The sequence below is a fragment of the Acetobacter sp. ESL1128 genome (genome assembly GCF_058505085.1).
In genome coordinates this window covers 1,424,712-1,445,637 of the sequence record NZ_CP196369.1, presented here as the reverse complement: position 1 = coordinate 1,445,637, position 20,926 = coordinate 1,424,712, and the positions used below count along the sequence as shown (strand labels likewise).

Here is a 20,926-nt window from a genome sequence, read left to right as displayed (position 1 = left end):
GGTGTTTGGAATTATGCGTCGCTTTTCAAAAACTCTTGGTAATATTCGTCCGCCATCTTGCGCAAAGAACGCCCGATGGCTGCATACTGATATTCGCTCAGATTCGCTAAAGAAGCACGGGCTGCGGGCTTTTGCACCCCAAAGCCTTCACCAGGCAGAAGAACAATGCCGGTTTCATCAGCTATGCGGAACAGCATTTCGCCCGTGCTGGCGCGCTTGAGCATCCACTTGGCGAACTTTTTGCCATACAGTTCACGCGCAACCGTTTCCAGGTCGATGAGCGTATAATAGTCAACTGCGTTGGCGTCTTCCTTGGGTTCAACACCAAGTTCGCGGTAGAGCGTTGCTTCCCTGCGACGAATAACTGCCTTGAGAGAAGCCTTGTAGTGGCCGGTTTCGTCCATCAGGGCAAAGAGGGCGAACAGCACCATCTGCACCTGCTGGGGGGTGGAAAGGCCGGCTGTATGGTTCAGGGCGACTGCACGGCTGTCTGCCACAAGACGATCAATGAACTTGAGTGCGCCGGCATCTGTTGTCAGGCTGGAATAACGCCGCCCGAGGTCTTTGCGCACGCCTTCGGGAAGAGCACGGAGCAGGCCATCAATGGCGTTGTCCTTGTGAACGCCAATAACGCCCAGACGCCAGCCGGTTGCCCCAAAATATTTGGAGAAGGAGTAAACCAGAATGGTGTTGGCCGGACACACCGCATAAAGGGAGCGGAAGTCATCTGCAAAAGTGCCATACACATCATCAGTCAGGATCATCAGGTCAGGACGATCATTTTTGACAATGGATGCAATCAGTTCCAGCGAGGTGTCATCCATTTTAACGGATGGCGGATTGCTGGGGTTGACGCAGAAGAAGATTTTAACCGCCGGGTCCTTCAGCTTTTCCAGCTCAGAAGCAGGATACTGCCAGTTCATGCTCGGGTCGGCATGAATGGAAACCACTTCCAGTCCGTATTCGTCCAGCTGTGGGATTTCAATGTAAGGCGAGAAAACGGGCAGACCGATAGCGACTTTATCTCCCTTCTTCACCAAGCCATTCTGCTTGAGCGTGTTGAAGATATAAGCCATGGCAGCAGTGCCGCCTTCGGTTGCAAAAAAGTCCGTGCTTTCAACCGGCAGGGTGCTGCCCACCATTTCACGCAGCACGTAGTGGCCTGCAATCTGCTCGCTCATGCTCAGCATGCGTGGTGGGGTCGGGTAATTGCACCCCAGGATGCCCTCAACCATTTCATGCAGGAAGGCGGAAGCGGAAAGCCCCATTTGGTCGCGCACATAGCTGAGTGCCCGGCCCAGAAAGAAAATGCCGCTTTTGTCACGGTTGTCAGCCAGAAAACGCTCAAAGCGTTCTTCAATGCCTTCCACACGTGCCTGACCGCCCACGCCAGCCGTCATGTAGGAAAATGACAGTTCAGATTCCGAAACGGCAAACTGACCAAGGTGGAAAAAAGCCGAGCGAGGGAGCGTGGCCAAAAAATTCGGGTTGCCGCGGCCAGCATTCAGCATGGCACGGTCTGTATGGCTGGATGCCAGACGAATGAGTTCGTCTTTCAGCTCAAACGGGCTGAGATCTTTGAACTTGGCGTAATCAATAGCCATCGTGTTCTCGCTTTCAGAAAATGCAAAACAGGGTCAGGAAAAAGCAACAACCAAAGGCCCGAGCAGGGTCAGCAGCACGTTTGCCACGGCATAGGTAATGGCAAAGGGGGTTGTTGGAACAGAATTGCCAGCTTTGTTCAGGACTTCCCCAAAAGCCGGATTGGCACTGCGTGAGCCAGCCAGAGCACCGGCAAAAATGGCGGTATTATCGTAACGCAGCACATAACGGCCGAACAGCATGGTCAGCACAAGCGGCACAAGCGTTACAACAACCCCGAGCATGAACAGCGTAACGCCGTGCTCGACAATGGTTGCCACAGCCTGCTGGCCGGTTTGCAGCCCAGTGACCGCAACAAAGCCGGAAAGGCCAAGGTCCACCAGCAGAGCGGAAGATGCCACCGGCATATTCCCTTTTGTGCTATGTTTGCTTTGGTACCAGCCAAACAAAAGGCCGGATAGCAAAGCACCCCCACCACTGCCCAAGGTCAGGGGAACAGAACCCAGACGCACAACCACAAGCCCCATCAACAGGCCCAGAACCAAGCCGCAGCCATGGAAAACAAGGTCGGTTTTTATGCTGCTGGTCAGGATTGGCCCCAACTGGGCTGCAACGCGCTGTACATCCTGACTGGTGCCATAGAGCGAGATAATATCGCCCGATACGGCACGCAGGTCAGCATTCAGGGGAACGGGCTTTCCGTTCCGGCTGACACCCATCAGGTAAACGCCATGCCGTGCGGATGCTGCGAGCTGCTGCATACATTCTGGCATCGTCTTGCCAAAAAATGCCTTGTTGGTCAGGGCGATGTCGCGACGCACCATGGTGACATCCATGCCGTCTGCGTTACGCATTTCCTTGCCCAGCGCCTGCCCGGCAGCAATAACATCGGCCCGGTGACCAAAGAGCAGGACAACATCCCCTGCGGCAAGCTGTGTTTCTGGTGCAAGACCGAGGATACTGCCGTTGCGGCGTATCTGCTCCACGGTAACAGCGGGTGTTTCTATCTGGCTAACCGTTTGCCCGCTTTGCGCAACGGTAAAAATACGCCCCACCAGTTCCGGCAATGCAGATTGTTCACCGTCTGCATAAATATGCACACCGCCCATCTGTGCGGCTTCGGCCTTCAGGGCGTCTTCGCGAATACCGCGCTTTGTGAGCCAAGGCAGAATATTAACGCAAAGAATAATGGGGCCCAAAGAGCCAAAAATATAGGTAACCGCGTATCCAACCGCGACATTCCCCTGCATCTGCTGGACCTGCGCCAGCGGAAGCCCCATTTTTTCCAAGGCGGAACTGGCTGTTCCAATAATGGCGGACTGCGTGAGACCGCCTGCGGCAATGCCAGCAGCCAGCCCTTTGTCCAGATGGAAGATACGGGCAACGGTTACAACAGTCAGCAGGCCACTTACGGCCAGAACAACAGCCATAAGCACTTCACGCATGGATTGACGCCCCAGCGAGCGAAAAAACTGCGGACCGCTTTGAAAACCAACGGCATAAATAAAGAGTGCAAACAGCACGGCCTTAATGCCGGAATCAATGTGAATACCAATTTGACTGATTGCAACAGCGGCAAGCAGTGATCCAGCTACCCCACCAAGCTGGAAGGAACCAAAGCGGATTTTTCCTATAGCGTAGCCAATTGCAATGGCCAGAAACAGCGCAATTTCTGGGCATGAATTGAGCAGCGTTTTAACAAAATTCGTTATTTCCATGCAGTAGGAACTTCGCTTCTCTGGTTTTCAAAGCCTACATTTCTGTTGTGACAGGCTGTGCTGTCAAGTGACTCTTTGAGGGATTGCAAATAATACCGGCAACAATAGTTTCAATTCCGGATTGTTACGGTATGCCTACAAAGTAAATATTCGTGTTTCAATCGGTATTATTTCCATACTGTATGGATTTTTTCGTTGGCCGATGTTATATGGGCGGCCCCCATATGATCTGTATTAAGTGCGGCAAAGAACGATAAAAATGATAGGTATAACAACAAAAAATTATCAGAAATTGCTTGCTGCATCAGGGGTTCTGCTGACTTTTTACGTGGGAACAGCGCGCGCGGCAGATGGGCAGTGGTACACAGGCTCACTCGTCTCCCCTTCCGGGGCAGAAGCGCATGCGGGTCTTATTGGTATTGAACCCTATTATAGCTACACACAGCCGATTGGTCGCTTTGCGTCGGACGGTACAAGCCATCCGCAGCATCCACGGCAACAGACGTTTAGCAACTCCACCATGTGGAAGTACGGTATTACTGACCACATCAGTATTCAGGCACATACCGTGGTTAATTACGGCTGGGAGCGTGGGCAGGGCCATTCTTCCGGGCCTAAGTTCGGCGATTTTCCAGTAGATATGGTCTGGCGGTTTGTGGACCCTAATCCTAAAAAATACATTCCGGCCTTTAACCTTTTTGCCGGGGTGTATTTCCCTACAGGGGATTATAACAAACTACAGCACAAACAGGACAGTAGTGGTACGGGGGCCTATGTGTTCCGTATGGCCATTACTGAGCAATCTACTTACGTTATAAATGGTGGCCACGCCTTGCGTTTGCGCACATGGGGGTGGTTCCGCCATGCGCTTGCTTCTACACATCTGGAAGATGTGACGAGCTATGGCACTGGCAACGGCTTCCATGGTCGTGGTCGCCCTGGAATGAGTGGGCAGACTGGCTTTTCTCTGGAATATGGGCTGAACCATTCGTGGGTTCTGGCCATGGATCTGGCGCGAGACTGGGCAAACGGTTCTCGCATATGGGGCACCAACGCTACGGGCAAGCATGTTGACCGCATTGCCTCCAGCAGTGGTGACTGGCAGATCGCGCCTGCTGTGGAATATAGCTGGAGCCCTCGTTTTGGGGTCATTGTTGGTTCTGCAATCTATTATGCTGGCCACAATACAGGTGTTAAAGTTTCGCCGCAGTTTGCGGTGAACATGATTTACTAAAAATAAAAAAGGCATCTCATTAGGTAAATGAGATGCCTTGGCGCGAGCCAGAGAGCCGAGCGAATTACGCCAGCGTAAATTCGTTCAGCAATCCTTTAAGCTGGCGGGCCTGTTGCGCCATGCCAGAGCTTGCTGCTGAGGTTTCCTCCACCATTGCCGCGTTCTGGCGAGTGCCCTGATCAATGGTGGAAACTGCATTATTGACTTCCTGCAAGGCCGTAGCCTGTTCGGAGGCTGCTTCTGCAATGGCTTTCAGGTGATCGCCAATATCCGCCACGCTTGAGATAATGGTGCTGATGGCGTGCCCTGCTTCTTCCATGATCGTAACACCGGACAGAACCTGCCCACGGGATGTTTCGACCAGTTCCTTGACCTCCTTGGAGGCATTCCCTGCCCTGTTGGCAAGATCACGGATTTCCTGAGCCAAAACGCGGAACCCACTCCCCGCCTCACCTGCCCGCGCTGCTTCTACGCCGGTATTGAGCGCGAGCAGGTTGGTCTGGATAGCAATGTTGGACATAACATTGGTAATTTTGCTGATAGCCTCGGAGGAGCGCTCAATTTCAGACATCGCAGCCGTTGCGCGATTGATCATGACCCCGAACTGTTCAGTAATATTCTGGCAGTTGTTCACAAAAGCATTGGCTTCTGTCACGCGTGCTGCTGTGGAAGTTACGGTTGCTGTAATCTGTTCAACCGCAGCAGCTGTTTTTTCAACCGAGACAGCCTGCTGTTCGGTCCTGTGTGCCAGATCCTGTGCAGCAGTATTGATTTCGCCTGCCGTAATATCAATGGTTTCTGTTGTGTCGTTAACAATCCCGAGGGTTTCACGCAGGGATTCAATGGCGCCGTTCAGATTATCGCGCAACGGGATGTAAGCGGAAGGCAGTTCCTTGTCCATTTTCTGGGACAGATTGCGCTCTGCAACTTCGCTCAGGATAATCCCAAAGCTGTCCGCCACAAAAGTCTGTTCTCTCAGGATTACTTCATCCCGTGATTTCTGGCGGGCTTTTTCAGCTTCTTCCAGATAAACGGAGATTGTTAAATCCATTTCAAGCATGACCGCCTTGCACAGGCTGGCAATGGCTTCCCCCATTTCTTCTGTGGAAATGGTTGCTTTTTTGGCAAAAAGACCGGTTTTTGGCGTCAGATCAGAGATAATGCTCCGGATCAGGTGATCCAGCACAATGGTGTAGCCGCCAATGTACCAACGCGGCTCTAAGCCAATCCGTGCATGGACACTGCCAATGGTATGCACTTTTTCTGCATATTTCTGATCAAAATTGGCAGAGGAAATATTTTTCCAATGTTCCTGCTGGGCATGTTTTGCATGCGCAATTTTTGCTTCTGTTGGAAAAAATGAGCTGGTTTCAGGTGTCTTGCGAACCTGCTCGTAAAAAATGTCCAGTGCAATTGGCAGTTCGCGATCAATAATATCCTTGATCAGCCGAATGGAGGCACAATCCTTGTCCGTTAACTGCATGAATTTGCGACGATATTCCAGGTCTGCAAAATCCTGCGCACGATTTTGTGAATGTCTTATTTCCGTAGAGATGCTATTCATTTTTATTCTCCTACTTCTGTTTTTCTGAGGTTCCTTTTCTGGTCGGGAATGCCCTCCCGGCCAGAAGATGCCTCGGTAATTTAGATAACGTTTTTGAAGAACAGGTATGGACGCCAGACTATGGCGCAAAGGCTGGTCGGGTCTGCATCCAGTGCAGAAGGTCACCCGGGGGCATAGGACGGGCAAACAGGTATCCCTGCATAACGTCGCAGCCCATGGTGCGTAGTCGGGCTTCCTGGAACGTGTCTTCCACGCCCTCTGTCACGACATGCACGCCAAGCCGTTTGCCGATATTGATCGCCGCTTCCGTGACGATAAGAGAGCTGACGTCTTTTTCGAAATTAATGATAAAGCTGCGGTCGATCTTGATTTCGGTCAGTGGCAGATGGGAAATGCGCGACAGGGACGAAAACCCCGTGCCAAAATCATCAAGCGATAAACCAACACCAATTTCACGCAGGGCGGTAAGCGTTGTCATTGTCTCAATGTTCTGTTGCATCATACCGCCTTCCGTTATTTCAATGGTCAGGCGGTTGGCTGCAAGGTTGTAACGCGCAAGCAGATTGACAATCTGTTCTGTCAGGCTTGGGTTGCTAAAGTGTGCGGCGGACAGGTTTACGCTAACAATGGGAACGTGCAGCCCGGTTTCGTCCCATTTCACAAGCTGAATGCAGGCCTGCTCCAGTGACCACAAGCCAATGGCTTCGATCTGGGCAGTTTCTTCAGCAATGGGAATAAAGCGTGAAGGCGGAATGGTGCCTAATGTTGGATGATGCCAGCGTGAAAGAGCCTCCACCCCATACAGCATGTTGTTTTTAATGCTGATCTGGGGTTGGTAAAACAATTCGAGCTCAGAATCCTGAATGGCCTTGCGCAAAGCCGAACCGATGATAACGCGTGCCCGGACATCATCATTCGCAATGCTCCCCAAAAGCCGGAAGCTTTTACGCGCCGTCTTTTTGGCCTCAAGCATGGCCATCTCGGCCCGGTTCAGAATATGCTCGATTTCAAGGCCATCATCCGGGTACAGGCTTATGCCAATACTCAACGAGATGATAATTTCCTGATTATTGATAACAACCGGCTCACGCATTGCCGCAGTCAGATTATCAGCAAAGGTGTTGGCTATGTCATGGTCCCCGTTGGGGATGATCACAACAAAATCGTCACCACCCAGTCGGCCGATTATGAAGTTGCTTCGGCATTGCGAGGTAAGGCGCTGGGCCATGGTTTGTAAAAGGGCATCCCCTTTGTCATACCCCATCAGGTTGTTGATGTCTTGGAACAGGTCAACATCCAGCACGAGCAAGGCGAATGGAGCACTTGCAGCCTGAAGGGTCATATCCTTCAGGATTGTTGTGACGGCATTACGGTTGAGTAGTCCTGTGAGCGCGTCATAGCGATCCAGGCGGCTGAGCTGCAAGCGGGTTTTGCCGCGCTCGATAATGGCGGCGCAGGAGGGCACGCAACCCGCAACAATTTTTTGAGGCCAGTTGGTTATTTTGTCCCGATTACGCGAGTAAAGGGCAAAAATGCCAATCAGCTCCCCTGCCCCGTTGCAGATGGCAGAAGCCCAGCAATCCAGAAACTCGCTTTCATACCCGCCGCCAGATTCAGCGTTCCAGACGATGGCGCGTGCTTCTTCAGGGGCTTGGGTTAGCGCTATTATATCCGCGTCAGTCAGGACAATGCGCATAAGCATTGCAATTTTTCTGCGCGACAAGCCTTCCCCGGAGAGAATCTCAAGATTTTGTTCAGAGTTTACCTGTAAAAGGACAGCAACACTGTTGGGGACAAGCTGTTCAGCCTCTGAACAGAGCATGTCCGCAATGTCCTGTTCTGGAGATTCACCAGAGAGTTCATGGAAAACACGGTTCTGGAGGTCCAGTATTTTTCTGCGATGGCTTTCCTCGGTCACCCCTTTAAGGAAAGCCATGTAATAGCGCTGCCTGTCCGGCCCGATGATGGCGGTGGAAATCGACATTTCAGCCGCGACATAATCGCCATTGGTACGGCTGAACACAACCTCGCGCGAGGTGCCGACAATATGATTAACGCCAGTATTGCGGTTGTGGTTAATGTAGCCGTCATGCTGTGCGCGATGTTCCATCGGCACAAGGCAGTTCACGTTCTTGCCAATTACGTCTGCCGCAGAACAGCCCCAGAGTTGCTCGGCCGCAGTGTTGAAAAACACAATGTGATTAAGCTGGTTAATAATAACAACGCCATCGGCTGCCTGCTCAAGCATATCAAAATATAATGTCGTGTCGTGAGACAGAGTGAGAGATTCTGAATTGAGCATTGTTAAGCCTTGAATGCGTAAAGGACTATGCAGTGTTTCTGGGCGCAGGCGTTATTTGGGAGAAGGTGTAGCCGACTGACCTCTATTGCGATTACTAATTCCGCAAGCATGGTCCCTGCGGTGAACAACCCGAGGTTTAGTCATTGTTAAACAATGACAACCTCAAAACCTCTTGTAAGTGTACGAAATAACAACCCCGCGCAGCCATATCGAAGTCCTTGTAACTGCGATACAGAGCTAGAATATCAAACGCATCACCTAATTTTTATTTATCTACGCTGCCACAAAAGAATAATTTTTTGATAATATCAAGCCCGTTTAGGGTTTGTTAACAGAATTTCACTCGATTTAGCGTGTCGTGGCTCTGGATGAATGCCTGAACGGCAGAAGAGTATGCTTTATTCGAGTAATGCTTTATTTATTCTCAATTCAAATAAATAAATTCATCTTATTCTTTGCGTGATGATTCTCTTCTCGATTCACTAAACTCGATAGATTCTCGCTGGAATTCAGAGCTGATGTCGCGGGGAGGTTGTGAGATCATTGTGGAAGTTGCAACAGGCGGCAAAACACATAAGCTGCCACTTCCGCTCGATCTGCATCGCTCACGCAGACAAATACTCTGATAGCTAATGCGGAATTTTATATTTTATAGGAAAAAGTGGCTGGGGGACCTGGATTCGAACCAGGGCTGACCGGGTCAGAGCCGGTAGTTCTACCGCTAAACTATCCCCCAGCAGGACGACGCTTTAGAAGTGTAAAACACCACTTCCTTGCCGGTGACGCTCTACTAGCACCGTCATATTGGGCTTGCAACCCCATCCAACAAAAGAATTTTGTTTTGGGCGCATATTTATCTTGTCCCCAGGCGTCGTGGTCCCCAGAATAAGAGAAGATTCAGCGCAACCCTAACAACCAAGGACCGGACAGATGGATCACCCTCTTCCCTGGACCGGCCCCTCGGTCAACAGGCTTTTCCCCCCTTCGCAGGGTATGAGCGGGGATCCGGATCTGTTTGGCGCTCTTGATCTGGGCACTAATAATTGCCGCCTGATGATTGCAGCACAAACCGCCGGGGGGTTCCGGGTGGTGGACAGCTTCACCCGTACTGTACGGCTGGGGGAAGGCCTGCATCATACAGGTCGCCTGAGCGAGGACGCCATGGGGCGCACGGTTGAAGCGCTGCAAATTTGTGCGGATCGACTGGCGCGGCGCAATGTGGGTATGTTTCAGGCGGTCGCAACAGAGGCCTGCCGCCGTGCGGTGAATGGGCAGGATTTTATTGAGCGTGCTCAGGCTGCTGCCGGGTTTGATATTCATATTATATCCGGCCGGGAAGAAGCTACTCTGGCAGTCGAAAGTTGCGCAAACCTTATTCATAATCCCCGTTTCGGCTCCCCTCGGAACCGGGCGCTACTTTTTGATATTGGTGGTGGTTCTACGGAAGTGGCGTGGATCCGTAGCGATACTGCGCAGCAAACGGAATCCCTGATCGGCTACCTTAGTCTGCCTGTGGGCGTGGTCACCCTGTCGGAGCAGTTTGGGCCGATGGAAGATCTAACGCCAGAGCGCTACCGTGCCATGGTGGATCATACCCGCTCATTCCTGAATGACTTTGAAGCAGTTCACCGCATCCGCTCAGAGATCCGCCGCAATCAGGTGCGGCTGATCGGCACAAGTGGCACGGTCACAACCCTTGCCAGTCTCATTCTTAATCTCCCGCGCTATGCCCGGGCTGCGGTTGACGGGTCACTGCTGCCTGCCAGCAGCGCGCGGCTTGCCATGCGCAAGCTGCAGGATATGGGGTTGAGTAATATTGAGAGCCATCCGTGTATTGGCCCTGACCGCGCTCCTTTTGTCCTGCCCGGCTGTGCTATTTTTGAAGCTATTCACGATATATGGCCAATGCAGGATATTATTGTTGCGGATCGTGGGCTACGAGATGGCATGATTCTTCGCATGCTGCGCAAAGCCTCTCCCATGTCACGCCGCTCTACGCGGTCCCATCATGCCAAGCAGGCTCACTCCACACAGAATTTGATTCAGGCAACATGTTTATGAGCGACAAGAAACCCCGTTCGTCCGGGCACTCTTCCACACTGCGTGTTCCAGGGCGCGCGCGTAAAAGCAGCGCAACCCCCGGTAGTAAGCTGGCAAAGGATGATTCCGATGCCCCGCAGCGGATGCGTACGCAAACAGTGTCCCTCAGGACCGCGCGGGGGCGGACGACAGCCCAGCAGAAATGGCTGGCCCGGCAACTGAACGACCCATATGTGCAGGCCGCTCACAAGCAGGGGTGGCGCTCCCGCGCTGCGTTCAAGCTGATTGAGCTGGATGACAAGTTCCGCCTGATCCGCCCGGGTATGCGCGTGGTGGATCTGGGGGCCGCCCCCGGGGGGTGGACTCAGGTGCTGGTCAAGCGTGGCGCGGCTCAGGTGGTGGGGGTTGACTTGCTGCCGGTTGACCCTGTGCCTGGTGCTGAAATCATAGAAGGGGATTTTACCGATCCCGATATGGCCTCCACGTTAACAACCATGCTGGGTGGTAAGGCGGATCTTGTTGTCTCGGACATGGCGCCTAATACGACCGGGCATGGGCCGACTGATCACATCCGCATTATTGGTCTGACAGAAGAAGCCCTGCATTTTGCGTTTGAAATTCTGGCCGAAGGTGGCGGTTTTGTCGCCAAGGTGTTTCAGGGTGGGTCTGAAAAAGCCATGCTGGATACCTTGAAGCAGGCGTTCTCTCTTGTGCGCCACGCCAAGCCCCCCGCCAGCCGTAAGGATTCGGCGGAACTCTATGTTGTGGCAACGGGTTTCAGGCCGCACAGGCTCAAGGACTGAACATGCCGCATGGCATGCAGGCAGCATGTTCGATTGGGGGCCCCTGAATCTACGGTATGAAGTGTGATCATGAGTGAGACTGTTCTTGATGTCAGGGGGTTGAGTTGCCCCCTGCCCGTCCTCAAAGCCAACCGTGTTCTTCGTGACTTGCCCGAAGGGGCGCGCCTGCGGGTTTTGGCGACTGACCGGGCATCAGTATCCGATTTTCAGGTGTTCTGCAGGGAGACGGGGCATGCCCTTGTCTCTTTTGCAGATGAAAACGGAGTTTTCGCCTTTACGATCAAACGGCGTGCGCAAGGCTGATAATTTTCAGTCATAGCTGAAATTCCACCAGTCATTGACAAGCAAGGCTTGGCAGAAGGCCCCTACTCGCGCTATTGGCTGCCCTTCATGAAGGATAGGGACGCCCGCACGATGCCGGACAACATCACTTCGCTGTCTTTTGAAGAAGCGCTTTCCGAACTGGAAAAAATTGTGCGCGGCTTGGAAGGCGGCCAGATGAAGCTGGAAGATGCCATTAAGGCATATGAGCGCGGTGCGGCCCTGCGGCAGCATTGTGAGGCCAAGCTAAGTGAAGCTGAAGCCCGCGTGCAGGCGATCGTGCAACGGTCCGACGGGTCGTTGGACATGAAACCGATGGACTGAGATGTCGATGACTGAGCCGACACAAACCACAATCATTCGCGCAACTGATGCTGCGCTCCTCAAACAGGACATGGGCGCGCGTGCGAGCGTGATAGAAAGCACGATCGACGCTCTGCTTCCGCCTACAAAGGGGGGCGATGCGCGGCTGATAGACGCCATGCGCTACGCCACTTTAGGTGGCGGCAAGCGCCTGCGCGGCTATCTGGCGGTTACAGCCGCCAGCCTGTTCGGCGTGCCGGAGAGCCAGTCCGCCAGAGTGGCAGCTTCCGTTGAGATGCTGCATGCCTATTCCTTGGTGCATGATGACCTGCCTGCCATGGATGATGATGACATGCGCCGCGGTCAGCCCTCCACGCATCGCAAGTTTGACGAGGCAACGGCCATTCTAGCCGGGGATGCCCTGCAGACCAGAGCGTTCGAAATTCTTGCCGCAGCCCACACGCATGCAAGTGCAGATGTGCGCATCGACCTGATCCAGAGCTTTGCAGAGGCCTCCGGTGCCGCTGGCATGGTCGGCGGGCAGATGATCGATATGGAAGGTGAAGGGCGCGCCCTGCCGCTGGACGAAGTCCGCCACCTGCATGCGCTTAAAACTGGCTGCCTTATCCGTTACTCGGCGGAGGCCGGTGCCATTCTGGGGCAGGCTTCGGCTGATCTGCGCAAGCGCCTTAGGGCATATGGTGCCAATATCGGCGCAGCATTCCAGATAGCGGATGATGTGCTGGACGCCACAGCCACAGCCGAAGAACTGGGTAAAACCGCAGGTAAGGATGAAGCCTCCGGCAAGTCCACGTTTGTGGCACTTCTTGGGATTGATGGCGCAAGAAACGAGGCTGCACGCGTAACCGAAGCCGCGATTGCCGAACTCGCACCTTTTGGCGCACAGGCTGACCGGCTGCGAGATCTTGCCTACTACGTGATCGAACGGAGAAACTGAGATCATGGCCGACCAGAACGCCGCGTCACCGATTCCCACTTTTGGCCGTTTTCCTGCGCTGGATCGTGTTCGGGTTCCTGCGGACCTGCGCAACCTGTCTGTTGAGCAGCTCAAGCAGCTTGCGGACGAACTGCGGGCCGAAACTGTGGACGCGGTCTCCACCACCGGGGGGCACCTTGGGGCCTCGCTTGGTGTTGTGGAGCTGACCGTAGCCCTGCACGCGGTGTTCGACACGCCCGATGACCGGGTGATCTGGGATGTGGGCCATCAGGCCTACCCGCACAAGATTCTGACCGGACGGCGCGAGCGCATCCGCACCCTGCGCCAGCCGGGTGGGCTGTCGGGCTTTACCCGCCGCTCCGAGAGCGAATACGACCCGTTTGGCGCGGCCCATTCCTCCACGTCCATTTCCGCAGGGCTTGGCATGGCGGTGGCGCACCACCTGCGTGCCGAGGATGACCCCTCCTACCGTGAACGCAATGTGATTGCGGTAATCGGCGATGGCTCCATCTCTGCCGGCATGGCGTATGAGGCCATGAACAACGCCGCAGTGGCCGGACCGGGCGCTGAACGCCTGATCGTGATCCTCAACGATAACGAGATGTCCATTGCTCCGCCGGTCGGGGCCATGTCCAACTACCTCTCGCGTCTCATGTCGTCGCGCAAGTTCATGGAACTGCGCGAACTGGCGGGGAAATTCGTTAAAAAGCTGCCTGCTCCGGTGGAACGTACCGCCCGCAAGGCGGACGAATACGCACGCGGCATGATTACCGGCGGCACACTGTTCGAGGAGCTGGGCTTTTACTACGTTGGCCCGGTAGACGGGCACGACCTGCCGCAGCTGGTCAATATCCTGCGCAACCTGCGCGATACGGATAAAGGCCCCATCCTGCTGCATGTGATTACGGAAAAAGGCCACGGCTACCGCCCGGCAGAAAACGCAGGCGACAAATACCACGCCGTAGCCAAGTTCAACGTCATTACCGGTGAGCAGAAGAAAGGCCCCGCAGGCCCGCCCAGCTACACCTCGGTTTTCGCACGTGAACTTGTCCGCCGTGCCCAGACCGACAAGCGCCTGACCGCGGTTACCGCGGCCATGCCGTCCGGCACCGGGCTGGATGCGTTTGCCAAGAACTACCCCGACCGCTTTTTTGACGTAGGCATTGCCGAGCAGCACGCGGTTACCTTTGCCGCAGGCATGGCCACCGAGGGGCTGCGCCCATTCTGTGCCATCTACTCCACCTTCCTCCAGCGTGCGTATGACCAGGTCATGCACGATGTGGTGCTCCAGAATCTGCCGGTCCGCTTTGCCATTGACCGCGCGGGTCTGGTCGGGGCCGATGGGGCAACACATGCCGGGTCGTTTGACATCGCCTATCTGGGCTGCCTGCCGGGCATGACCATCATGGCCCCTTCGGACGAGCTGGAACTGCTGCACATGACAGCCACAGCCGCTGAGTTTGATGAAGGCCCGATTGCCCTGCGTTACCCACGTGGCAACGGGCTTGGGCTGGACCTGCCTGCCGAAGGGCAGGTGCTGGAAATTGGCAAGGGCCGCATTATCCGCGAGATGGGGCGCCAGTCCGGTGCGCAGACGGGTGGCATTGCCATTCTCTCGCTCGGGCCAAGGCTTGGGGCCTGCCTGCAGGCAGCCGACATGCTGGCAGCGCAGGGTCTGCCCCCGACCGTGGCCGATGCCCGCTTTGCCAAGCCGATTGATACGGCTTTAGTGGAAAACCTTGCCCGCAACCATGCGGTGCTGATCACCATTGAGGAAGGGTCCGAAGGTGGGTTTGGCACACAGGTCTGCCACCATCTGGCCCGCACCGGGCTGCTTGACCGGGTGCGCTTCCGCCCCATGACCCTGCCCGACCGCTTTATCGACCACAACACGCAGGACGCGCAGTATGACGAGGCCGGGCTCTCCGCACCCCACATCGTCGCTACCGCTCTCAACGCACTGGGTGTTAACCTCACGGAAGAACGGACGGCCTGAAGGCATGGCTCGGCGTCGCGCTGATCAGATTCTGGTCGATCGTGGGTTGGTCGAGAGCCGCACAAAAGCTCAGGCCCTGATTATGGCAGGGCTGGTTTTTAGCGGCTCCAAGCGCGTCGCCAAAGCAGGAGACCAGTTGGCGGAAGATGCCCCTCTGGAACTCAAGGGGCAGGAGCATCCATGGGTTTCCCGCGGGGGATGCAAGCTGGCGCATGCTCTGGAGCATTTCGGTCTTTCCCCGGCCGGGCGCCAGTGCCTGGACGTTGGTGCTTCTACCGGTGGCTTTACGGATGTGCTGCTGACCCATGGTGCTGAGCATGTTTATGCTGTGGATGTCGGGCATGGACAACTGGCATGGAAGCTGCGGTCCGATCCGCGGGTGAGCGTGCTGGAAAAGTGCAATGCCCGTTACTTGGATACCACGCTTATTCCGGTCGCGCCGGAAGTCATTGTGTGTGATGCCAGCTTTATTGGCTTGCGCACTGTCCTGCTCGCAGCCCTTGGTCTGGCGGCGGATAATGCTTGGGCCGTAGCGTTGATTAAACCCCAGTTTGAAGCCGGGCGTGAGCAGATTGGCGCGAAAGGTGTTGTGCGCGATCCTCTGGTGCATGAAAGCGTGTGCGCCACCATTCAGGAATGGTGGTCCTCCTTGCCGGGGTGGGAGGTGCTGGGCATTGAGCTTAGTCCCATTACCGGGCCGGAAGGTAATAAGGAATTCCTGATAGCAGCACAGCGAAAGGCATAAACCGCAGCGGCTGTGTGTAAACCTTAAATTAAATTTTCAGGTTGCTTCCCGATTTTTGCATGGCAGATGGTCAATTTTTTTGCCACAATTCTCTGAGAGAAAGCAAAAATCAGTTCACCATTGTAAGGGAAGCAACACAGAATCATGCGCAAGATAGCGACACTGTTTGGCGCCGCCTTCCTTTTGGCTTCCAGCTCATATGTCTGGGCCGCTCCGGCTTATCATCCATCTGCGGCATCACACCCGGCGACGGAAACCGGGAGTGTTCTGCTGCGCGGCTATGAACGGGATGGGTTGCTGCTGCAGGATGATATGCAGGCTGGTGTGCTGACGATCAAAGCGGACCCGGCAACCCTGCATGTGGAGGGTAATGCTGGCACGGCTGATCTGTATCGCCAGACGGTCAAGGATGTGCTTTCTGCCGCGGCTACGTACGCTTACCTCTATTTTGGGCAAAATCCGGAAGCAACCAAGCTGTCGGTTGTCGCTGATATACAGGAAGAATCACCAGCGCCTGCCGCCATGAACGTTGGTGACGACAAGCCCGCCCCGCCTGCGTTGACCATTGAGATTACCCGCCCGTCCTTCCCCATTTCGGCTGATACAAAGCCTGACGCGTATTCTGCACAAACCATTGGCATGATCTTGGATAATGTGGATACGTCCAAAATTACAATGGCCACGTGGCTCCAGAATGCCCTTAAAGGCCAGAACCAGCCTGCCGCCCAGTAAGGAGCGGAAAAGCACCATATTCTGAGCAGATGACGGTTGGTGAAAGAGGCTGGTATCTGTCAGCCTCTTTTTTTGTTATGAACCTTTCTCTCCTCATTTTATGAAACAGTGCATACCCTCATGTCGTCTCCCGTTCCCTCTGCCTCAATTCCTGCCGATGCCGCTGCTGTTACCGCACTGAATGCCGAGGAGCGTACGCGCATTCTGGCTAAGGCTGCCCTGTTCAGCCCTCCTTCTGCGGTTACGGCAGATGGGCGGCGGGACATTGTTGGCCTGTCACGCGAGGAACTGACCGAAATTCTGGTCGAAATTGGTGAAAAACCATTCCGGACCAAGCAGTTGTGGCACTGGATTTATCATCAGGGTGTTACTGATTTTTCGCTCATGAGCAGCATTGCCAAGCCGCTCCAGCAAAAACTGGCTGAAAAATTCATTATCGCACGTCCTGAGCCGACAACCGTGCAGACTTCGCAGGATGAGACCCGGAAGTTTCTCTTCCGCTTCCGTGATGGGCAGGAGGCGGAAACCGTTTATATTCCTGACCGGCGTGAAGACCGTGGTGCTGTGTGTATCTCGTCTCAGGTTGGGTGCACATTGTCATGCACCTTCTGCCATACCGGCACCCAAAAGCTGGTGCGCAACCTTGGTGCGGCCGAAATTGTGGGCCAGTTCATGGCTGCGCGGGATTCCTATGGTGAATGGCCAAGCCCCAAGGGGGACACCCCTCGCCTGCTCTCAACCATAGTGCTGATGGGTATGGGCGAGCCTCTGTATAACTACGAAAACATTGCCAAAGCCATGCGCATTATCATGGACGGCGAAGGGATTGGCCTTTCCCGCAGGCGTATTACACTTTCCACATCCGGTGTGGTGCCGCTTATGGACCGCTGCGGGGATGAGCTGGGGATCAACCTTGCGGTCTCCCTGCATGCCGTGCGGAACGATCTGCGTGATGAAATTGTTCCTCTCAACCGCAAATACCCGATTGAAGAGGTTCTGGCCGCGTGCCGCCGTTACCCGGCTGCGAGCAATGCGCGCCGCATCACCTTTGAATACATCATGCTGCGCGGCGTAAACGATAGCGAAGCCGATGCGCGTGAACTGGTCCGGTTGATTTCTGATATCCCTGCCAAGGTGAACCTGATCCCATTTAACCCCTGGCCAGGGAGTGACTACCGCCCCTCCACGCGCGAACAGCAGAACAGGTTTGCACAAATTGTGATGGATGCAGGCTTTGCCTCCCCCATTCGCACGCCGCGTGGTCGCGATATTCTGGCTGCTTGCGGGCAGTTGAAAACGGCCAGCGAGAGAGCAAGAAACACGCCATCTGCATAAAAACATACTTTTTTCCGGCCAGAACGCGGCTTCATCAGGAAAGCGCTCTGGCTCCGGGGCTTTCTCGGTGATAGGAGAAAGGCAAACCTGTTATTCAGAGTGATCAGGAGATTGGTGCATGGGCGCGACTTCCGCCAAAAAAGACGTTAAAAAGGTTGTTCTGGCTTACTCGGGCGGGCTTGATACGTCCGTTATCCTGAGATGGCTGCAAAAGACCTATGGCTGCGAAGTCGTGACCTTTACGGCCGATCTTGGGCAGGGCGAGGAACTGGAACCCGCCCGCAAAAAAGCCGAGATGTTCGGGGTTAAGGAAATTTTTGTGGAAGACCTACGCGAGACATTCGTGAAGGATTTTGTCTTCCCGATGTTCCGCGCCAACACCCTGTACGAAGGCCAGTACCTGCTGGGCACATCCATTGCCCGCCCCCTTATTGCGCAGCGCCAGATTGAAATTGCTGAAGCTGTTGGCGCAGATGCCGTTGCCCACGGGGCTACGGGCAAGGGTAATGATCAGGTCCGGTTTGAGCTGGCTTATTACGCCCTTAAACCCGACATTACGGTTATTGCCCCTTGGCGTGAATGGGATCTGACCTCCCGTACCCGTCTCCTATCCTTTGCTGAAGAAAACCAGATCCCCATCGCCAAGGACAAGCGCGGCGAAGCCCCGTTCTCGGTTGATGCCAATCTGCTGCATTCTTCCTCCGAAGGTAAAATGCTGGAAGATCCGGCTGTTGCACCCGAGGAAATTGTTTTCCAGCGGACCATTGCACCAGAAGCAGCACCTGACCGTGCGACAGAAATTACCATCGACTTTGTGAGCGGTGACCCGGTAGCCATTAATGGCGAGGCTCTCTCCCCCGCAACGTTGCTAGCCCGTTTGAATGAGCTGGGCAAAGCCAATGGTATCGGTCGGCTTGATCTGGTGGAAAACCGCTTTGTGGGCATGAAGTCCCGCGGTGTGTACGAAACGCCCGGCGGCACAATTCTGCTCACGGCACATCGGAGCATTGAGTCCATCACTCTGGACCGTGAAGCCATGCATCTTAAAGATAGCCTGATGCCGCGCTATGCTTCCATCTTGTATAATGGCCTATGGTTCTCCCCCGAACGTCGTATGCTGCAGGCTCTGATTGATGCCTCCCAGCATTCCGTAACCGGGCGGGTGCGGCTGAAGCTGTATAAGGGCAATGTGATTTGTGTGGGTCGTGAAAGCCCCAACAGCCTGTATGATACCCGCGTTGTGACATTTGAGGACGATGAAGGCGCCTATAATCAGGAAGACGCTCAGGGCTTTATCAAGCTGAACGCGTTGCGCCTGAGACTGGGAGCACAGATCGGCCGTAAAGGTGGCGCGCTCTAAGCGCCACTTTTTCTGAATTTTGTAAGGGAGCACATCAGTACCATGTCCCGTCGATTTTCTCTTGTTCCAAGCATACTTGCGGCCAGCCTGGCCTTTTCGCTCACCGCCTGCGGTGGCCATAAGGCGGAAGAAGAAGAACTGACGCCAGCGCAGCAGATGGCAAAGCTGCGCTCGCAACCGGGCGTTACGGTGCTAAAAGATGGCCTGGCTTATAAAGTGCTGGAATCCGGCCCCAAGGATGGTGAACAGCCCCGTAAAGGGGATGTGATGATGCTGATTTACGAAGGCCGTCTGCCTGATGGCTCCATCTTTGACGGCTCTGACCAGCATGGCAATGGTGCCTATATGCAGATGCCGCTGGACGGTCTGGTGCAAGGCTGGATGGAAGCTCTGCCGTTGATGCATGTGGGGGATACCTGGATGCTGTATGTGCCGCCGGAGTTGGGCTATGGGCACCGGTCCATGGGGGTTATTCCCTCGGATAGCCCTCTGGTCTTCCGCATTCAGTTGCTTGGGGTCGAGCATACGCACAACACGCCATAATATTTGGTGTACATTGTGCCGTGCCTAGGGCGTTTCCTTCCTCTTGTGGTGTATTCTGCTGAGAGGGACCGCTTTTGAGGGGCAAGGTGGAGCGGGTTTTTACAGCAGGAAAGCCCCCTCCCCTCCCGGCTATGATTGCCCATCGGGTATTGGTTGCAAAACTGGTGCAATACTATGGGTTTTGATTAAGCGGCTATATCACTTTACACAAAGCAAAAACGCATAAACCATTTTGTGGACTAATCTACTTTTGTCGTCTTGTTCCTGTATTTTGTGAAAAATGCAGCGTGCCGAATGGTTTTTCTTTTCCCTTACAGACAGTAGCGATAACTCCGTATGCAACGTATTTTTTCTGGCATTCAGCCCTCGGGTGTTCCTCAGCTTGGCAACTATCTGGGAGCAATTCGGAACTGGGTTAACCTGCAGGCTGATCATGAATGTGTATTCTGCCTTGTGGATATGCATGCCATTACGGTTTGGCAGGAGCCCGCCAAACTGCGCGAACATACGCTTACGCAGGCAGCCATTCTGCTGGCATCCGGCATTGATGCCCAGCGTCATATTCTGTTCAATCAGTCCGCTGTTTCGGCGCATGCGCGTCTGGCGTGGATTTTTAACTGTGTCGCCCGGCTTGGCTGGCTGAACCGTATGACGCAGTTCAAGGATAAAGCAGGGAAAGACAGGGAAAACCATTCTGCCGGTCTTTATGTTTACCCTAATCTGATGGCTGCCGACATTCTGGCTTACAAGGCAACCCGGGTACCCGTGGGTGAGGACCAGAAGCAGCATCTGGAACTGACCAATGATATTGCCCAGAAGTTTAACCATGATTATGGCGTCGAATTTTTCCCACAGGTAGAAGCGCTTATCCCGCCAGAGGCGGCGCGTGTCATGAGCCTGCGCGATGGGACAAAAAAGATGTCCAAGTCGGACCCTTCAGCCCAGAGCCGGATTGAGCTGACCGATGATGCAGACACCATTGCGTTAAAAATCAGGCGTGCCAAAACGGATACTGGCGTACTGCCAGAAGACCCTTCTGGTCTGGCAGACCGTCCGGAAGCCAGAAACCTAGTTTCCATTTACGCGGCTTTGTCTGGCAAGACCGTGCAGCAGGTTCTGGATTTGCATCAGGGGCAAGGGTTTGGTCCGTTCAAAGCAGCTTTAACAGAGGTGGTTGTCAACGAGATTGCCCCGATTGCGCTAAAAACCAGCCAGCTTTTGCAAGACGAAACGCATCTGGTGCAAATGCTGCATAACGGTGCACAGCGTGCACAGGCTATTGCTGAGCCAATTGTTGCCGAAGCCGAAAAACTGGTCGGGTTTGTAAAGCCGCTCTGACTATTCTCCTCTGCAATAGGCCTGTTCAGCCA

17 protein-coding genes and 1 tRNA gene are annotated in these 20,926 nt (G+C 54.4%); 13 read left to right on the top strand and 5 right to left on the bottom strand.

Annotation, left to right across the window (positions count from 1 at the left end; genetic code table 11):
* Nucleotides 1–11: 11 nt before the first annotated feature.
* Entirely contained in the window at nt 12–1,604 is a 1,593-nt protein-coding gene (locus ACSYTG_RS06665) for a bifunctional aspartate transaminase/aspartate 4-decarboxylase (RefSeq protein WP_489784017.1), read from the bottom strand.
* 33 nt (nt 1,605–1,637) lie between these two features.
* The gene (gene aspT, locus ACSYTG_RS06660; RefSeq protein ID WP_489784016.1) at nt 1,638–3,320 is read right to left on the bottom strand and encodes an aspartate-alanine antiporter; all 1,683 of its coding nucleotides are present in this window, start codon (nt 3,318–3,320) and stop codon (nt 1,638–1,640) included.
* 259 nt (nt 3,321–3,579) lie between these two features.
* On the opposite strand from aspT, the gene ACSYTG_RS06655 reads away from it, so the two are divergent.
* A complete protein-coding gene (locus ACSYTG_RS06655) occupies nt 3,580–4,554 on the top strand; it encodes a hypothetical protein (RefSeq protein ID WP_491706402.1) in 975 nt (324 codons plus the stop codon).
* 64 nt (nt 4,555–4,618) lie between these two features.
* On the opposite strand, the gene ACSYTG_RS06650 is transcribed toward ACSYTG_RS06655, so the two are convergent.
* The 3 genes from ACSYTG_RS06650 to ACSYTG_RS06640 form a co-directional block, all read right to left on the bottom strand.
* Nucleotides 4,619–6,118 (bottom strand): globin-coupled sensor protein, encoded by a 1,500-nt coding sequence (locus tag ACSYTG_RS06650; RefSeq protein ID WP_253530841.1) that lies wholly within the window; start codon nt 6,116–6,118, stop codon nt 4,619–4,621.
* Between the two features lie 118 nt (nt 6,119–6,236).
* A complete protein-coding gene (locus ACSYTG_RS06645; RefSeq protein WP_415424719.1) occupies nt 6,237–8,420 on the bottom strand; it encodes an EAL domain-containing protein in 2,184 nt (727 codons plus the stop codon).
* Nucleotides 8,421–9,082: 662 nt separating this feature from the next.
* Nucleotides 9,083–9,156, bottom strand: a tRNA-Gln gene (locus ACSYTG_RS06640).
* Nucleotides 9,157–9,350: 194 nt separating this feature from the next.
* On the opposite strand from ACSYTG_RS06640, the gene ACSYTG_RS06635 reads away from it, so the two are divergent.
* The 12 genes from ACSYTG_RS06635 to trpS all read left to right on the top strand — a co-directional run bounded on the left by ACSYTG_RS06635 (nt 9,351) and on the right by trpS (nt 20,894).
* The gene (locus ACSYTG_RS06635; RefSeq protein ID WP_489784014.1) at nt 9,351–10,481 is read left to right on the top strand and encodes a Ppx/GppA phosphatase family protein; all 1,131 of its coding nucleotides are present in this window, start codon (nt 9,351–9,353) and stop codon (nt 10,479–10,481) included.
* Nucleotides 10,478–11,263, top strand: a complete 786-nt coding sequence (locus ACSYTG_RS06630; protein ID WP_086646038.1) for an RlmE family RNA methyltransferase — start codon at nt 10,478–10,480, stop codon at nt 11,261–11,263. The genes ACSYTG_RS06635 and ACSYTG_RS06630 overlap by 4 nt, the downstream gene beginning before the upstream one ends.
* A 69-nt stretch (nt 11,264–11,332) precedes the next feature.
* A complete protein-coding gene (locus tag ACSYTG_RS06625; protein WP_095350597.1) occupies nt 11,333–11,566 on the top strand; it encodes a sulfurtransferase TusA family protein in 234 nt (77 codons plus the stop codon).
* Between the two features lie 87 nt (nt 11,567–11,653).
* A complete protein-coding gene (locus tag ACSYTG_RS06620; protein WP_172793731.1) occupies nt 11,654–11,908 on the top strand; it encodes an exodeoxyribonuclease VII small subunit in 255 nt (84 codons plus the stop codon).
* A 1-nt stretch (nt 11,909) separates the two neighbouring features.
* Nucleotides 11,910–12,845: a polyprenyl synthetase family protein gene (locus ACSYTG_RS06615; RefSeq protein ID WP_095350596.1), complete on the top strand. Its 936-nt coding sequence runs from the start codon at nt 11,910–11,912 to the stop codon at nt 12,843–12,845.
* A gap of 4 nt (nt 12,846–12,849) precedes the next feature.
* A complete protein-coding gene (dxs, locus tag ACSYTG_RS06610) occupies nt 12,850–14,841 on the top strand; it encodes a 1-deoxy-D-xylulose-5-phosphate synthase (RefSeq protein WP_278741231.1) in 1,992 nt (663 codons plus the stop codon).
* A 4-nt stretch (nt 14,842–14,845) separates the two neighbouring features.
* Nucleotides 14,846–15,586 (top strand): TlyA family RNA methyltransferase, encoded by a 741-nt coding sequence (locus ACSYTG_RS06605; RefSeq protein WP_489784167.1) that lies wholly within the window; start codon nt 14,846–14,848, stop codon nt 15,584–15,586.
* A gap of 144 nt (nt 15,587–15,730) precedes the next feature.
* On the top strand, nt 15,731–16,318 hold the full coding sequence (locus tag ACSYTG_RS06600; RefSeq protein ID WP_489784166.1) for a hypothetical protein: 588 nt from the start codon (nt 15,731–15,733) through the stop codon (nt 16,316–16,318).
* A 120-nt stretch (nt 16,319–16,438) separates the two neighbouring features.
* A complete protein-coding gene (gene rlmN, locus ACSYTG_RS06595; RefSeq protein WP_086646754.1) occupies nt 16,439–17,653 on the top strand; it encodes a dual-specificity RNA methyltransferase RlmN in 1,215 nt (404 codons plus the stop codon).
* Nucleotides 17,654–17,771: 118 nt separating this feature from the next.
* Nucleotides 17,772–19,013, top strand: a complete 1,242-nt coding sequence (locus ACSYTG_RS06590) for an argininosuccinate synthase (RefSeq protein WP_086646755.1) — start codon at nt 17,772–17,774, stop codon at nt 19,011–19,013.
* A 42-nt stretch (nt 19,014–19,055) separates the two neighbouring features.
* Nucleotides 19,056–19,556 (top strand): FKBP-type peptidyl-prolyl cis-trans isomerase, encoded by a 501-nt coding sequence (locus ACSYTG_RS06585; RefSeq protein WP_489784165.1) that lies wholly within the window; start codon nt 19,056–19,058, stop codon nt 19,554–19,556.
* A 336-nt stretch (nt 19,557–19,892) separates the two neighbouring features.
* Nucleotides 19,893–20,894, top strand: a complete 1,002-nt coding sequence (gene trpS / locus ACSYTG_RS06580; RefSeq protein ID WP_086646757.1) for a tryptophan--tRNA ligase — start codon at nt 19,893–19,895, stop codon at nt 20,892–20,894.
* The last annotated feature ends 32 nt before the right edge of the window (nt 20,895–20,926 follow it).